The 15,923-nt window shown below is 62.6% G+C and carries 11 protein-coding genes and 5 tRNA genes; all 16 read left to right on the top strand.

Annotated features, from left to right (window positions below; translation table 11 throughout):
• The first annotated feature begins 15 nt into the window (after positions 1 to 15).
• The 16 genes from LVJ94_38705 (at position 16) to rpoC (ending at position 15,823) form a co-directional block, all read left to right on the top strand.
• On the top strand, positions 16 to 885 hold the full coding sequence (locus LVJ94_38705; GenBank protein ID WXB02826.1) for a TetR family transcriptional regulator: 870 nt from the start codon (positions 16 to 18) through the stop codon (positions 883 to 885).
• A 242-nt stretch (positions 886 to 1,127) separates the two neighbouring features.
• A tRNA-Thr gene (locus LVJ94_38700) sits at positions 1,128 to 1,199 on the top strand.
• A gap of 80 nt (positions 1,200 to 1,279) precedes the next feature.
• Positions 1,280 to 1,361 (top strand) — tRNA-Tyr (locus tag LVJ94_38695).
• Positions 1,362 to 1,400: 39 nt separating this feature from the next.
• Positions 1,401 to 1,476: transfer RNA gene (locus LVJ94_38690), tRNA-Gly, on the top strand.
• Positions 1,477 to 1,609: 133 nt separating this feature from the next.
• Positions 1,610 to 1,681, top strand: a tRNA-Thr gene (locus LVJ94_38685).
• Between the two features lie 78 nt (positions 1,682 to 1,759).
• Positions 1,760 to 2,950 carry an elongation factor Tu gene (gene tuf, locus LVJ94_38680; GenBank protein WXB02825.1) on the top strand — a complete coding sequence of 397 codons (1,191 nt, stop codon included), beginning with the start codon at positions 1,760 to 1,762 and terminating at the stop codon, positions 2,948 to 2,950.
• 12 nt (positions 2,951 to 2,962) lie between these two features.
• On the top strand, positions 2,963 to 3,115 hold the full coding sequence (rpmG, locus tag LVJ94_38675; GenBank protein WXB02824.1) for a 50S ribosomal protein L33: 153 nt from the start codon (positions 2,963 to 2,965) through the stop codon (positions 3,113 to 3,115).
• Between the two features lie 58 nt (positions 3,116 to 3,173).
• A tRNA-Trp gene (locus tag LVJ94_38670) sits at positions 3,174 to 3,246 on the top strand.
• A gap of 154 nt (positions 3,247 to 3,400) precedes the next feature.
• Positions 3,401 to 4,039: a preprotein translocase subunit SecE gene (gene secE / locus LVJ94_38665; protein WXB02823.1), complete on the top strand. Its 639-nt coding sequence runs from the start codon at positions 3,401 to 3,403 to the stop codon at positions 4,037 to 4,039.
• Positions 4,040 to 4,145: 106 nt separating this feature from the next.
• Complete coding sequence (nusG, locus tag LVJ94_38660) at positions 4,146 to 4,679, top strand: transcription termination/antitermination protein NusG (protein WXB02822.1); 534 nt, start codon at positions 4,146 to 4,148, stop codon at positions 4,677 to 4,679.
• A gap of 151 nt (positions 4,680 to 4,830) precedes the next feature.
• On the top strand, positions 4,831 to 5,268 hold the full coding sequence (gene rplK / locus LVJ94_38655; protein ID WXB02821.1) for a 50S ribosomal protein L11: 438 nt from the start codon (positions 4,831 to 4,833) through the stop codon (positions 5,266 to 5,268).
• Between the two features lie 152 nt (positions 5,269 to 5,420).
• Complete coding sequence (gene rplA / locus LVJ94_38650; GenBank protein WXB02820.1) at positions 5,421 to 6,131, top strand: 50S ribosomal protein L1; 711 nt, start codon at positions 5,421 to 5,423, stop codon at positions 6,129 to 6,131.
• Between the two features lie 2 nt (positions 6,132 to 6,133).
• Positions 6,134 to 6,700: a 50S ribosomal protein L10 gene (gene rplJ / locus LVJ94_38645; protein ID WXB02819.1), complete on the top strand. Its 567-nt coding sequence runs from the start codon at positions 6,134 to 6,136 to the stop codon at positions 6,698 to 6,700.
• Positions 6,701 to 6,768: 68 nt separating this feature from the next.
• Positions 6,769 to 7,152 carry a 50S ribosomal protein L7/L12 gene (gene rplL, locus LVJ94_38640; protein ID WXB02818.1) on the top strand — a complete coding sequence of 128 codons (384 nt, stop codon included), beginning with the start codon at positions 6,769 to 6,771 and terminating at the stop codon, positions 7,150 to 7,152.
• Positions 7,153 to 7,299: 147 nt separating this feature from the next.
• Positions 7,300 to 11,436 (top strand): DNA-directed RNA polymerase subunit beta, encoded by a 4,137-nt coding sequence (gene rpoB, locus LVJ94_38635; protein ID WXB02817.1) that lies wholly within the window; start codon positions 7,300 to 7,302, stop codon positions 11,434 to 11,436.
• Positions 11,437 to 11,566: 130 nt separating this feature from the next.
• Positions 11,567 to 15,823, top strand: a complete 4,257-nt coding sequence (rpoC, locus tag LVJ94_38630) for a DNA-directed RNA polymerase subunit beta' (GenBank protein WXB02816.1) — start codon at positions 11,567 to 11,569, stop codon at positions 15,821 to 15,823.
• Positions 15,824 to 15,923 lie beyond the last annotated feature (100 nt).

The following is a 15,923-nucleotide window of genomic DNA, read 5'->3' as shown; positions in this document are numbered from 1 at the left end:
TGTCAAGATAGAGTCGTGACTGCAACGAACGAGACCCGTCAGCGCATACTTGCGGCCGCGCTCGAGCTGTTTGCCGAGCGAGGCTTTGCCGCAACCACCACCGCCGCCCTGGCACAACGTGCCGGCGTTGCCGAGAAGACCCTCTTCTCGCAATTCAAGAGCAAGGAGAGGCTCTTCGAGGAGACCGTCAGCCCGGCGGTGCTCGAGCTCGTAGCTCCTCAAGTTCTATCGAGCGTGGCCGACACCATGACGATCCCATGGGATCGTCTCGAGGACTTCCTGCGCGCGTTGTTCCTCAACCGCCTCGAGTTCGCGAAGACCCATCGCGCCAAGCTCAAACTGATCGTGCAAGAGGTGCTCTTGCGCCCCGAGCTCTTCGATCGGTTCTTCGAGCGGGGCCAGCGCGACATCTATCCGCGCTTCATCAAGCTCGCGGAGCACTTTCAGGCGAAGGGCGAGCTTCGCCAGATGCCGCCCGCAGCGCTCCTTCGCATGGTGCTCTCCGTCGTCGGTGGATACCTCGTCACGCGCACCATCCTGATGCCCAACGCGCAGTGGGACGACCCGGCCGAGATCAACATGATGCTCAACGTGCTCACCGAGGGCCTACGTCCGCGGGCCCGTGCCTCGACGGAGCGCCTGGCCACGCCGCTCCCGAGCAAGAGTCCCCTCAAGACGCCCCTCCCGACGAAGGCGGAGCGCCTCGCCACACCGCCGCCCTTCAAGGCCACGCGCATCCCCACGCCCTCCCCATCGAAGGCGCCGCGCATTCCCACGCCGCCGCCCTCCAGGGCGCCGCGCATTCCCACGCCTGCACCGTCGAAGGCCCCGCGCATCGCCACGCCGCCGCCCTCGCCCGCGAAGCGCTTTCCGAGCAAGCCCTGAAACGGCAGAAGAATTCACAGCGAGGCGGGGAGTTTCGTGGTCCGAGTCGCGTAAATTGTCGGCGCTCGAACCCCTGAAAATCTCCCCGTCTCCTCGTCCTCGTGGTCTCTTCTCTTCGCAGTGCTTGACACGACCCGCCCAACGCGCTACCGGTGCGCACCTTGGCAAGAGTCCCCTGGCGTCCGTCTTGCTTGCGGATTCTTGTCTCCTGAGCTACTTTGCGCGGCCCGTCGTTCAAACGTGCTGACGTAGCTCAATGGTAGAGCACCTGTTTTGTAAACAGGTGGTTAGGGGTTCAACTCCCCTCGTCAGCTCTCCAGACCCTTCTCGCAATCGGATTTGAAGCACCCCCTACTCAAGAGAAAGTTAATCGCGTAAGAAGTCCAAAAATTCTGGAGGGTTGCCCGAGCGGCCAAAGGGAGCAGACTGTAAATCTGCCGGCTATGCCTTCGATGGTTCGAATCCATCACCCTCCACTCCCGTTTGCTTCAAGTTCGCAGCAGGTCAAGGTTTTCGCGGGAGTAGCTCAGTTGGTAGAGCGTCAGCCTTCCAAGCTGAACGTCGCCGGTTCGAACCCGGTCTCCCGCTCCAACTGGTTTCTTCATCGATCGTTTCTTCTTCATTCTTTTCTTTTGAGGCCCTCGATTTCGGATCCCCTATCCCCGACATAGAGACCTCACCCTGGCAACCACCAGGGTTGATGGGTCGAAAGATCCATCAAAAAGCCCACCTAGCTCAGTGGTAGAGCACTTCCTTGGTAAGGAAGAGGTCACGGGTTCAAGCCCCGTGGTGGGCTCTCGTCGTAGTCCCCCGCAGCACCGCCTTTTGGCCGCCTCAAGCGTTGCCCGTTTCGAATCGTTTCTCGGAGAAAGTCATGGCGAAAGAGAAATTCAACCGAAGCAAGCCCCACGTGAATGTGGGCACCATCGGCCACATCGACCACGGGAAGACGACCTTGACGGCAGCACTCGTGAAGGTTCAGTCCAAGAAGAACCTGGCCAAGGTCATCAGCTACGCCGACATCGCCAAGGGCGGCACGGTTCGCGACGCGACCAAGACGGTCACCATCGCGGCTTCGCACGTGGAGTACGAGAGCGAGAAGCGCCACTACGCCCACGTCGACTGCCCCGGCCACGCCGACTACATCAAGAACATGATCACGGGTGCGGCGCAGATGGACGGCGCCATCCTCGTGGTGAGCGCGCTCGACTCGGTCATGCCGCAGACGCGCGAGCACGTTCTCTTGGCCCGTCAGGTCGGTTTGAACCACATCGTCGTTGCGCTCAACAAGTGTGACGCGGTCGACGACCCGGAAATGCTCGACCTGGTCGAGATGGAAGTCCGCGAGCTTCTGACGAAGAACAAGTTCGACGGCGACAACGCGAAGGTCGTCCAGGTGGCGTCGTTCCCGGCGCTCAACGGCGAGCCGAAGTGGGAAGAGTCGATCGGGAACCTGATCAACGCTCTCGACGAGGCGATTCCGGAGCCGCAGCGTGACGTCGACAAGCCGTTCCTGCTCGCGGTCGAGGACGTGTTCTCGATCAAAGGCCGCGGCACCGTCGCGACGGGCCGCATCGAGCGCGGCGTGATCAAGGTCGGCGAGGACGTCGAGATCGTTGGCTTTGCCGATTCGCGCAAGGTCACGGTCACGGGCGTCGAGATGTTCCGCAAGCTGCTCGACCAGGGCCAGGCAGGCGACAACGTCGGCCTCCTCCTGCGCGGCATCGAGCGTACGGACATCGAGCGCGGCCAGATTCTCTGCAAGCCGGGCTCGGTTACGCCGCACAAGAAGTTCGTGGGCGAAGTGTACGTCCTGAAGAAGGAAGAGGGCGGCCGCCACACGCCGTTCTTCACGAACTACCGTCCGCAGTTCTACATGCGCACGACGGACGTGACGGGGACCTGCGAGTTGCCGGAAGGCACCAAGATGGTCATGCCGGGCGACAACATCACGATGACGATCAGCCTGATCACGGCGGTGGGTCTCGAAGAGCAGATGCGCTTCGCGATCCGCGAAGGCGGCCGTACGGTCGGCGCCGGCATCGTGACGAAGATTCTCGAGTAAGGGAATCTTCGGATGGGTGCACGCGTCACGATGACGCTCGTTTGCACCGAGTGTTCGTCCCGAAATTACAAGACGAACCGAAAGGTGACGCAGAAGGGGCAGCTCGAGCTGAAAAAGTTCTGCCCCTCCTGCAAGCGCCACACGGTTCACAAGGAAACCAAGTAGGGCTTCCGAGGCAGAAGCAGGCAGAAGCAGAGAAGAGCCGAAACAAACGCGACCGTTTAGGGGTTTAGCTCAGTTGGTAGAGCAGCGGATTCCAAATCCGCAGGTCGTGGGTTCGAGTCCCCCAGCCCCTGCCCATACCGCACGCCATGCTGTTTGAGCACGTGCGTTGCTGAGAAAGCTGGCGTCTTCCGCCACCCGTGCTATGGCACGGTCCCCGCAGGGCGCATCGCTCTGCCTCCCGAACCTCCCCCCAACCAAAAGGGGAGGTGGCTCTTTGAAACCACCATGTCGATCACGCAAAAGTACAAGGAAAAGGACGGCGATTCGCCGGAGGAAGGGCAAGAAAGCTCGGAATCCGAAGAAACCTCCCAGTCCGAGAACGTGGAAGGCGCTGAGTCCTCGCCGTCAGGTGCGGCCCGCCCGACCGGCATTGGTGTGCGTAAAACGGATGAGCTCGCCAACGGCAAGACCGACGCGTTGGCCACATCCGAAGAAGAAGAGGACGACGAAGACGAGGGAGACGAAGCCGTTGCCCCGGCCCAATTTGGGACGGCTCGGTTCGTCTTTGCGGCCTATTTTGGGGGCGCGATCCTCATTGCCTTCATCGTCTCGAAGGTGCTTGGCGCCGCTTGGTTCCGGCTCTCGCAGTACAAGCCGCAGATCGGCGAGCCCCACGACGAGGTGGTGATGCCGGTCGCCGGCGCCGTCGGATTGGCAACCGCCATCTACTATTGGAAGAGGACGCGCGCGCGGGAGCTTGCCGAAGAAGTCGCGGATGAGCTTTCGAAAGTCACTTGGCCGAGCAAGCAGGAGGTAACGAACTCGACAGCGGTCGTTCTGGTGACCACCGCTCTTGCCACCATCTTTTTCGCGCTGATGGATCGGTTCTGGGGTTTCGTCACCAACCTCGTCTACGGAACGTAACGCGATGGTGTCACACCAAGCAAGAGGCCGGTCGCCTGACAGCGCCGTCCAAACCGTCGCCAAAGGGGCGCCTGAAGAGGCCTCAAGTCACGTGAAGGCATCAGCCATGTCCAAGAAGTGGTACGTCATTCAGACCTACTCCGGCTACGAGAACAAGGTCCGCGAGGCCCTGCTTCAGCGCATCAAGGAACACGGAAAGGACGCTCAGTTCGGTGAGATCCTGATCCCGACCGAGACCGTGCAAGAGCAGCGCGCCGGCGGCAAAGCCCGCGTTCGTCAGAAGAACAGCTTCCCGGGCTACATCTTCGTCGAGATGGAGATGAGCGAGGACGCTTGGCACCTCGTCAAGGACACCCCGAAGGTCACCGGCTTCATCGGCAACCAGCGCCCGCAGGAGGTCAAGCCTCCGCAAATCGACGATCTTCGCAAGATCATCGTGGAAGGCGCCGTCAAACCCAAGCCGCGCGTCTCCTTCGAGGCGGGCGACGAGATCCGCGTCATCGACGGAGCATTTGCCAACTTCAGCGGCACCGTCGAAGAGGTCAAACCCGACAAGCAGAAGCTGAAGGTCAAGGTTTCCATTTTTGGTCGCGCCACCCCGGTTGAACTCGATTTCAGCCAAGTCGAAAAGCGCGTCTAAGTCTCCCCTAGGTTTCCGTTTCCCTAGTTTTCCACCAACTGGGGCCGTTTCCCCGCGGCTCCCATGCGCACTACGGACTTTCGCTTCAGGTCCCCAAATAAAGGGACCCGAAACCCGAGAACACCCGTAGGAGCAAACGAAGAGTCATCCCATGGCGAAGAAGGTCACTGGACAAATCAAATTGCAGCTCCCCGCGGGCAAGGCCAACCCGGCCCCCCCGGTGGGCCCGGCGCTCGGCTCGCACGGCGTGAACATCATGCAGTTCTGCAAGGAGTTCAACGCCAAGACGGCCGGCGGCGACATGATCATCCCCGTGGTGATCACGGTCTACTCCGACCGTTCGTTCTCGTTCATCCTGCGCACCCCGCCCGCCAGCGTCCTCCTCAAGAAGGCCGCCGGTTTGGCCACGGGCAAGAAGCCGGGCAGCGGTTCCAAGGAGCCGAACAAGAACAAGGTCGGCAAGGTGACCCGCGCGCAGGTCAAAGAGCTCGCCCAGCAGAAGATCGGCGACATGAACTGCACGAGCCTCGAAGCGGCCGAGCTCACCATCATGGGCACCGCGCGCTCGATGGGGATCGACGTGGTTTGAACCCGTAAACGTGCCCGTGCCCATGCCCGATTCTTCGGGGAAACGGGCAAGGGCACGGGCACGGGGCAGGTTTGACAAAGACTTGAATCAACCACCGCGCCGCGATGCTCGCGGCCAACGGTGGGAGGTCAGAAGGACCGCAAAGGAGGAAAATGCCCAAGGTACCCAAGAACCGCGCAAAGGCCGAGTCGGTAGTCGACCGGTCGCGCAAATACACGACGAATGAGGCGTGTGCGTTGGTCAAGCAGGCCAAGTACGCCAAGTTCGACGAGACGGTCGATCTCGCCGTCAGGCTTGGCGTGAATCCAAAGCACGCCGACCAGATGGTGCGCGGAGCGATCGTTCTTCCCCACGGCACCGGACAGGCTGTCCGAGTGCTCGTCTTCGCGAAGGGCGAGAAAGAGCGCGAGGCCAAAGAGGCCGGCGCCGATTTCGTCGGTAGCGACGACATGGTGGCGAAGGTTTCCGAAGGGTTCATGGACTTCGATCGCGTGATCGCGACGCCCGACATGATGGGCGCCGTCGGTAAGCTCGGTCGTATCCTCGGCCCCCGGGGACTCATGCCGAACCCCAAGGTCGGCACCGTCACCTTCGATGTGGGCAACGCCGTTCGCGAAGCCAAAGGCGGCAAGATCGAATACCGCGTCGAGAAGGCTGGCATCGTCCACGCCCGCATCGGCAAGGTTTCCTTCGAGGAACTCGCCCTGGCCGAGAACGCGGCCGCCCTCATCAATGCGCTCGTGCGGCAGAAGCCGTCGACCGCCAAGGGGACGTACCTTCGGAGCATCTCGGTCTCTTCGACCATGGGCCCCGGAATCAAGATCGACCCGGCTCAGTACATCGGCCGGACGGAGGAGGCGTGATCATGGCTACGGAAGCTGGTGCGACCGTGAAGAGCCAGATTGCCGAAAAGAACGCGGAAATCGCAGAAGTCCGCGCTCGTTTCGACAAGATGACGGCCGCCGTTTTCCTCGACTACAAGGGGATGACGGTCGAAAACGTAACGAGGCTCCGCGCGCAGTTCCGCAAAGCGGGCGTCGAATACAAAGTCGTCAAGAACACGCTGGTCAAGCAAGCGCTGAAGGGTGAAGCCTACAGCGACAAGCTCAAGCCCGTCCTCGTCGGGATGACCGGTATTGCGTGGAGCTACGAAGAACCCGGTGCCGCCGCCAAGGTGGTGAAGGCTTTCCGCAAGGACGGCCCCCTCGGGGAAAAACTCCAGATCAAGGCGGGCCTCATCGAGGGTTCCGTGATCGACGCCGCGGCGGTCGAGAACGAACTCGCGACGATGCCTGGCAAAGACGAGCTACGCGCCAAGCTGCTCGCGACGTTCCAAGCGCCGCTCCAGCAGTTCGTTGCCCTGCTCAATGCTCCTGCACAGAACTTCGTCTACTTGCTTTCGGCCAAAGAGCGCCAGGCAAACGGCGAGTGATTGGGCTCGAGCTCCTCAAAGTTTCTAAAAATTTCAAAGTTTTAATATCGAATACGGAGAATTGAAAAATGGCAGATCTCAACAAAGAGCAGGTCGTCGAATACCTCTCGAACCTGCCCGTCATCCAGATTGCAGAGCTGATCAAGACCCTCGAAGAGAAGTGGGGCGTCAAGGCAGCTCCGGCAGTCGTTGCCGGTGTCGCGGGTCCGGCTGCGGCCGCGGCCGCTCCGGCTGAGGAGAAGACGGAGTTCACCGTCGAGCTGAAGGAAGCGGGCGCGAGCAAGATCAACGTGATCAAGGTCGTGCGCGAGATCACCGGTCTCGGCCTCAAGGAAGCCAAGGACCTGGTCGAGGCAGCGCCCAAGCCCCTAAAGGAAGGCGTGTCCAAGGCCGAGGCCGAGGACTTCAAGAAGAAGCTCGAAGAGGCTGGCGCCAAGGTCGAGCTCAAGTAATTGATTTCACACGCTTTTTATCTGTAGTGCCGACAACGGGACGGTGCGACGGGAGAGATCTCGTCGCATTCGTCCCTCTCGGCGTTTCGGCTTTTAGACGACGCTTATCTTAGTGGCCTCCAGGTAGTCACCCGGCAAGGAGCAGCGATGGCGAACGCTATCCAATCCAACTTCCGCATCCGTAAAGACCTCGGGCGCGTCCCGCGCTTCATCGAGGTGCCCAACCTCATCGACATCCAGAAGTCGTCTTACGACAAGTTCCTGCAGGCGACGGTGCCGCAGCCGGACCGGGTCGAGGTGGGCCTCCAAGCGGTCTTCCGCTCTGTTTTCCCCATTAAAGACTTCAACGGGACGAGCGAGCTCGTCTTCGTTAGCTACAACCTGGAGAAGCCGAAGTACGACGTCGAGGAGTGCCGACAGCGCGGCATGACCTACGCGGCGCCGATCAAGGTGACCACCCAGCTCATGATTTACGACACGCGCGACGGTGGCGACCGCATCGTGCGTGACATCAAGGAGCAGGAGGTTTACTTCGGCGAGATTCCGCTGATGACGGACACCGGTACGTTCATCATCAACGGGTCCGAGCGCGTCGTCGTTAGCCAGCTCCACCGTAGCCCCGGCGTCTTCTTCGACCACGACAAGGGCAAGACGCACTCGAGCGGCAAGCTCCTCTATTCCGCGCGCGTCATTCCGTACCGCGGTTCGTGGCTCGACTTCGAGTTCGACCCGAAGGACATCATCTACGTCCGCATCGACCGCCGCCGGAAGATGCACGCGACGGTGCTTCTGCGCGCCCTCGGCTACTCGACGCAGGACCTGCTCAACTACTTCTACAACACCGAGACGGTGTACCTGGACAAGGGTGGCAAGATCGCCAAGAGCGTCGAATACGAGCTCTTGAGTGGTCAGCGCGCCACGCGCGACATCAAGGTCGGCAACGACGTCATCGTCAAGAAGAACACCAAGTACACCAAGGCCGCCATCCGCAAGCTGCGCGACGCCAAGGTGGACCGCCTCCAGGTCGACGTCGAAGAGATCGTCGGCAAGGTGGCCGCGCACGACATCGTCGACAAGGAGACCGGCGAAGTCCTCATCGAGGTGAACGAAGAAGTCACCGAGGGCAAGATCGAGAAGCTCCGCGAGGCCGGTGTCGAGCAGTTCCGCGTGCTCTTCATCGATGGTCTGAACGTCGGCTCCTACCTCCGCGACACGTTGCTCGCCGAGAAGGTGAAGACGACGGAAGACGCGATCATGGAGATCTACCGCCGCCTGCGCCCGGGTGATCCGCCCACGCTCGAGACGGCGAAGACGCTCTTCAACAACCTGTTCTTCAACCCGGAGCGCTACGACCTCTCCAAGGTCGGCCGCCTCAAGTTGAACTACAAGTTCTACCGCGACCTGCCCGAGGATCAGCGCCCCGCGCTCGATACCCAGGTGCTCACGGCCCAGGACATCCTCGAGACGGTTCGCCACCTCATCGAGCTGAAGAACGGCCGCGGCTCGGTCGACGACATCGACCACCTCGGCAACCGCCGCGTGCGCGCGGTCGGTGAGCTCATGGAGAACCAGTACCGCATCGGCCTGGTCCGCATGGAGCGCGCCATCAAAGAGCGCATGTCGATGTCGCAAGAGATCGACACGCTCATGCCGCACGACCTGATCAACGCCAAGCCGGTCAGCGCCGTGGTGAAGGAGTACTTCGGCTCCTCGCAGCTCTCGCAGTTCATGGACCAGACGAACCCGCTGAGCGAGGTCACGCACAAGCGTCGTCTCTCCGCACTCGGCCCGGGTGGTCTGACCCGCGAGCGCGCAGGCTTCGAGGTCCGCGACGTTCACATCACCCACTACGGCCGTATTTGCCCGATTGAAACGCCGGAAGGTCCGAACATCGGCCTCATCGCGTCGCTGTCGACGTTCGCCCGCGTGAACGACTTCGGCTTCGTCGAGACTCCGTACCGTAAGGTGGCCGACGGCCGCGTGACGGACGAGTTGGGCTGGTACTCGGCGCTCGAGGAAGAGGGCAAGTACATCGCCCAGGCCTCGGCCGACGTCGACGAGAAGGGGCGCTTCCGCGAGTCGCTCGTCTCGGCGCGTATCAACGGTGACTTCCACTTGGCCACGCCGGACATGGTGCAGCTCATCGACGTGGCGCCGAACCAGATGGTGTCGGTCGCCGCGGCGCTGGTGCCGTTCCTCGAGCACGACGACGCAAACCGCGCGCTCATGGGCGCCAACATGCAGCGTCAGGCCGTGCCGCTCATCCGCTCGCACGCGCCGTACGTCGGCACGGGCATGGAGGGCAAGCTGGCCCGTGACTCGGGCGTCTGCGTGGTCGCCAAGCGCGAAGGCATCATCGAGAGCGTCGACGCACAGCGCATCGTCGTCCGCGCCGAAGGTGACAAGGCGGAAATCCCGGACATCTACCACCTCAACAAGTTCCAGCGCTCGAACCAGTCGACCTGCTTCAACCAGAAGCCGATCGTCCGAGCCGGTGAGCGCGTGAAGGTGGGCGACGTTCTCGCCGACGGCCCGTCCTGTGACATGGGCGAGCTCGCGCTCGGCCAGAACGTGCTCGTCGCGTTCATGCCGTGGCAGGGCTACAACTTCGAAGACTCGATCCTCGTGTCGGAGCGTATCGCCAAGGACGACGTGTTCACCTCGATCCACATCGAGGAGTTCGAATGCGTGGCCCGCGACACGAAGCTCGGCAAGGAAGAAGTCACGCGCGACATTCCGAACGTCGGCGAGGAAGCCCTCAAGGACCTCGACGAGTCGGGCATCGTGCGCATCGGCGCCGAGGTGAAGCCGGGCGACATCCTCGTCGGCAAGATCACGCCGAAGGGCGAGACGCAGCTCTCTCCGGAAGAGAAACTGCTCCGCGCCATCTTCGGTGAGAAGGCCGGCGACGTTCGCGACAGCTCGCTGCGCGTCCCCCCGGGCGTGGGCGGCATCGTCATCAACGCCCGCATCTTCTCCCGCAAAGGCACGGAGAAGGACGAGCGCGCGAAGGACATCGAAGACCACGAGCGTCAGCGCCTCGAGCGCTCGCGCGACGAGGAGATCAAGATCCTGCGCGATTCGTTCTTCCGTCAGATCAAGCGCCAGCTCGTCGGTCAGACGACGAACGGCAAGCTGGTCGACGACAAGGGCAAGGTCCTTCTCCAGAAGGGCGCCGTGCTCGACGAGGCTTCGCTGTCGGAGATCCCCCAGAAGTACTGGGGCGAGCTGCCGGTGGAAGGCGCCGAGGAGCTCGCGGAGAAGCTTCGCCAGCTGGAGGAGATCATCCAGGTCCGCGAAGAGCACTTCCGCGACAAGATCGACCGTCTGTCGAAGGGCGACGAGCTCCCGCCGGGCGTCATCAAGATGGTGAAGGTCTACATCGCCATCAAGCGCAAGCTGCAGGTCGGCGACAAGATGGCCGGTCGCCACGGCAACAAGGGCGTCATCTCCCGCATCATGGCGGAAGAGGACATGCCGTACCTGCAGGATGGTCGCCCCGTCGACATCGTGCTCAATCCGCTCGGCGTTCCCTCGCGTATGAACGTCGGTCAGATCCTCGAGACCCACCTCGGGTGGGGCGCGCGGGTTCTCGGCTGGCAGTTCCAGTACATGCTGGAGACGAAGTTCAGCCCACAAGCCATTCGCGAGCACATTCTTCGGATCTTCGAGGGCGACTCCCAGCTGCACAAGTGGCTGAGCAAGTTGTCCGACGACGAGATGAAGAAGGTCGCGCAGAAGCTCCGCGGCGGCGTTCACTACGCGAGCCCCGTGTTCGACGGCGCTCCGGAGCGCGGCATCAAGGACGCGTTGGCCCTCGCGGGTCTGCCGGAGAGCGGCCAGGCGGTGCTCTTCGACGGCCGCACGGGCGAGGCGTTCGATCAGGAGGTGACCGTGGGCGTGATGTACATGCTCAAGCTCCACCACTTGGTCGACGACAAGATCCACGCGCGTTCGATCGGACCGTACTCGCTCGTCACCCAGCAGCCGCTGGGCGGCAAGGCGCAGTTCGGTGGGCAGCGTCTCGGAGAGATGGAAGTGTGGGCCATGGAAGCGTACGGCACCGCCTACGCGCTCCAGGAGTTCCTCACGGTCAAGAGCGACGACGTCATGGGCCGCACGCGCATGTACGAAGCGATCGTCAAAGGCGAGCACACCCTCGAGCCGGGTCTCCCCGAGAGCTTCAACGTTCTCATCAAGGAGCTCCAGGCTTTGTGCCTCAACGTCGAACTCGTCGAGCCGGGTGCACTCGGGCGCACGAGCGACCACGCGGCAGAGGAGTAGCGGAACGGCCCCCCCCACCCCAGCCCTCCCCCTCCGGGGGAGGGGGCCCTTGCGGGCGGGGGGAGCAGGTCGCCGGGCCCAATGGATTTTCGATTTTCGTCTAGGTTTTTAGAGAGATAGGAACCACCAAATGCGCGACATTTTCAGCTTCTTCGAGAAGCCCAAGGATCCGCTTTCGTTTAGCGCGATTCGTATTTCGCTCGCGTCGCCCGAGAAGATTCGTGAGTGGTCGCACGGCGAGGTCAAGAAGCCGGAGACGATCAATTACCGCACGTTCAAGCCGGAACGGGATGGTCTGTTCTGCGCCAAGATCTTTGGACCGGTGAAGGACTACGAGTGCAACTGCGGCAAGTACAAGCGCATGAAGCACCGTGGCATCGTCTGCGAGAAGTGCGGTGTCGAGGTCATTCAGAGCAAGGTGCGCCGTGAGCGGCTCGGTCACATCAACCTGGCCACGCCGGTTGCGCACATCTGGTTCTTGAAGAGCTTGCCGAGCCGCATCGGCAACATGCTCGACATCACCTTGAAGGACCTGGAGAAGGTCCTCTACTGCGAGGCGTACATCGTCATCGATCCGAAGGAGACCGGCCTGGCGCGCGGCGACCTTCTGAGCGAGGAGCGATACCTCCAGCTGCTCGAAGAGTACGGCGACGACAAGTTCGCGGCCGGTATGGGCGGCGAGGCCGTACTCGAGATGCTCAAGCAGGTCGACGTGCACAAGCTCTCCGAGGAGCTGCGCCAGGAGATGCGCGCGGCGACGAGCGAGGCAAAGCGCAAGAAGATCGTGAAGCGCTTGAAGGTGTGCGAGGCGTTCCGCGAGAGCGGCAATCGTCCGGAGTGGATGATGCTGACGGTGATCCCGGTTCTTCCGCCGGATCTGCGTCCGCTCGTTCCCCTCGACGGCGGCCGGTTCGCGACCAGCGACTTGAACGACCTTTACCGCCGCGTCATCAACCGCAACAACCGTCTGAAGCGCCTCCTAGAGCTCAACGCCCCGGAGATCATCATCCGCAACGAGCGGCGCATGCTGCAAGAAGCGGTGGACGCGCTCTTCGACAACGGCCGTCGCGGCAAGACCATCACCGGTCCGAACAAGCGCCCCCTCAAGTCCCTCAGCGACATGCTCAAGGGCAAGCAGGGCCGCTTCCGTCAGAACCTGCTCGGCAAGCGCGTCGACTACTCGGGTCGTTCGGTCATCGTCGTCGGTCCGCAACTGAAGCTGCACCAGTGCGGTCTGCCGAACAAGATGGCCCTCGAGCTCTTCAAGCCGTTCATCTACAACAAGCTGGAAGAGCGCGGGTACGTCAACACCATCAAGAGCGCCAAGAAGATGGTCGAGAAGGAGCGTCCCGAGGTTTGGGACATCCTGGAAGAGGTCATCAGCGAGCACCCGGTTCTCCTGAACCGCGCTCCGACCTTGCACCGCCTCGGCATCCAGGCCTTCGAGCCGGTCCTCATCGAGGGCAAGGCCATCCAGCTTCACCCGCTGGTGTGCGCGGCGTTCAACGCCGACTTCGACGGCGACCAGATGGCCGTCCACGTGCCGCTCTCGGTCGAAGCGCAGATGGAAGCGCGCGTGCTCATGATGAGCACGAACAACATTCTGTCGCCCGCCAACGGCAAGCCGATCATCAACCCGACGCAGGACATCGTGCTCGGGCTGTACTACGCGACCCGTGAGAAGAAGTTCGCCAAGGGCAGCTACCGTGAGGGTGGCCTGTATCTCGACAAGAAGGAAGAGCACTTCGAAGGCTGGCTGCGGGGCGTGTACTCGTCGCCGGAAGAAGTGCGCATGGCGTACGACAACGACGAGGTCACCATCCACACGGGCATCCGCGTCCGTGTCATTGATCCGGAGACCAACCAGCGCCGCGTGGTGAACACCACCGTCGGCCGCTGCCTCATCTCGGAGATCCTCCCCGAGGGTCTGAGCTTCGACCTGGTCAACAAGACGCTCGACAAGAAGGCCCTCTCGGCCCTCATCGACGCGTGCTACCGCAAGCACCGCAACAAGGCGACGGTTCTTCTGGCCGACCGCCTCCGTTCGCTCGGCTTCGAGCACGCGACCCGCGCCGGCGTGTCGATCTGCATGGATCACATGACCATCCCCGCCGCGAAGCAAGTGCTCCTCGGCGAGGCGCAGGACGAAGTGCAGCGCGTCATCGATCAGTACCAAGAAGGTCTGATCACCGACGGTGAGCGCTACAACAAGATCGTCGACATCTGGGCAGGCGTGGCCGACAAGGTCACCCAAGTCATGATGCAGGAGATCGGCAAAGAGAAGGTCATTGACCCGGAGACGGGCAAGGAATCCATCGAGCCGAGCTTCAACCCGATTTACATCATGGCCGACTCGGGTGCCCGCGGTTCGACCCAGCAGATTCGCCAGCTCGCCGCCATGCGCGGTCTCATGGCCAAGCCCTCGGGCGAGATCATCGAGACGCCGATCACGGCGAACTTCCGCGAAGGTCTCAGCGTGCTCCAGTACTTCGTCTCGACGCACGGTGCGCGTAAGGGTCTCGCGGACACGGCGCTCAAGACGGCCAACTCGGGTTACCTCACGCGCCGTCTCGTCGACGTCGCGCAGGACGCGATCATCGCGGAATTCGACTGCGGCACCTTGGACGGTATCCGGGTGACGAAGCTCGAGGACGCGGGCGAAGTCATTCAGCCGCTGGGCGACCGTATTCTTGGTCGCGTGGCCCTGGAAGACATCGTCGATCCGCTCACCGGCGAGGTCCTCGTTCCGCAGAACACGGAGCTCGACGAGCCCACCGTGGTCTCCATCGAGGAAGCGGGCATCGAGGAAGTGGTCATCCGCTCGGTGCTCACCTGCCAGAGCAAGCGCGGCGTGTGCGCCAAGTGCTACGGGCGTGACCTCGCCCGCGGCTACAAGGTCAACATCGGCGAGGCGGTGGGTATCATCGCGTCGCAGTCGATCGGCGAGCCCGGTACGCAGCTCACGATGCGCACGTTCCACATCGGTGGTGCGGCCGCCCGCGGCAAGATCGAGCAGAGCTCGGTCGAGGCACGCAGCGAAGGCTTCGCGCGCATCCGCAACGCGAACCTGGCGAAGAAGCACGATGGCGTGGTGACGGTCATGAACCGCCACGGCGAAATCGTCATCGTCGACGACACGGGCCGCGAGCGCGAGCACCATCGCCTCGTGTACGGCGCCGTCCTCAAGGTCAACGAGGGCGACAAGGTCAAGGCGGGGCAGCTCCTCGCCGAGTGGGACGCGTTCGCGATGCCGATCCTCACCGAGCGCTCCGGCGTGGTGAAGTTCGGCGACATCGTCGAAGGCGTCACGATGGTGGAGAAGCTCGACGAGGTTACTGGCCTCTCGCGCAAGGTCATCATCGAGTCGCGTGCGGCGGATCTCCGTCCGCGCGTCACCATCAAGGACCCGAAGACGGGTGAGACGCTCAAGCTGCCGAACAGCCAGCTCGAAGCGCGTTACCTGCTCCCGGTCGGCGCGAACATCGTCGTCCAGGACGGCGACATCATCGACGCCGGCGAGGTTCTCTCGAAGATTCCGCGCGAGACCACGAAGACGCAGGACATCACCGGTGGTCTCCCCCGCGTGGCCGAGCTCTTCGAGGCACGCAAGCCGAAGGACCACGCGATCATCGCGGAAGTCGACGGCGAGGTTTCCTTCGGCAAGGACACCAAGGGCAAGCGCAAGGTGCTCATCACGCCGTTCGACCAGAACGGTGTGCAGCAGACGGACCAAGCGCGCGAGTACCTCATCGCGAAGGGCAAGCACATCCAGGTTCAGCCGGGCGACCGCGTTCGCGCGGGCGAGCCTCTGATGGACGGCCCGGCGAACCCGCACGACATCCTTCGCGTCAAAGGCGAGAAGGAGCTCGCGGCGTACCTGGTCAACGAGATCCAGCAGGTTTACCGCCTGCAGGGCGTTGCCATCAACGACAAGCACATCGAAGTCATCGTTCGCCAGATGCTGCGCCGCGTGCGCATCAAGGACGTGGGCGACACGAACTTCCTCACCGACGAGCAGGTGGAGAAGCACATCTTCGAGAAGGAGAACGAGCGAGTCATCGAGCGCGGCGGCCGTCCTGGCATCGCCGAGCCGCTGCTCCTCGGCATCACGAAGGCGTCGCTCTCGACGGAGTCGTTCATCAGCGCGAGCTCCTTCCAAGAGACGACCAAGGTGCTCACCGAAGCGGCCATCTCCGGCAAGACCGACCATCTGCGCGGTCTCAAGGAGAACGTCATCATGGGCCGCTTGATCCCGGCTGGTACGGGTCTCCCCGCGTACAAGCAGCTCCACATCGTCATTGAAGGCGATGCGGAGCATCGTGCGCCGCCCGTCGCGCCGCCGCGCCCCCCGGTGGCGGAGCCGCTGTCCGCGGTGAACGAGGAATAGCTGTAATCTGCAGCTAAGCGCGAAAAGGCGCGGACCCTACCGGGTTCGCGCCTTTTTGCTTGTGGGGTGGCGCTCGGGGTGGATTCCGATGGCGAATCGG

The sequence above is a fragment of the Sorangiineae bacterium MSr11367 genome (genome assembly GCA_037157805.1).
Lineage (GTDB): Bacteria > Myxococcota_A > Polyangia > Polyangiales > Polyangiaceae > Pendulispora > Pendulispora rubella.
This window is presented reverse-complemented; position numbering and strand designations above follow the sequence as displayed.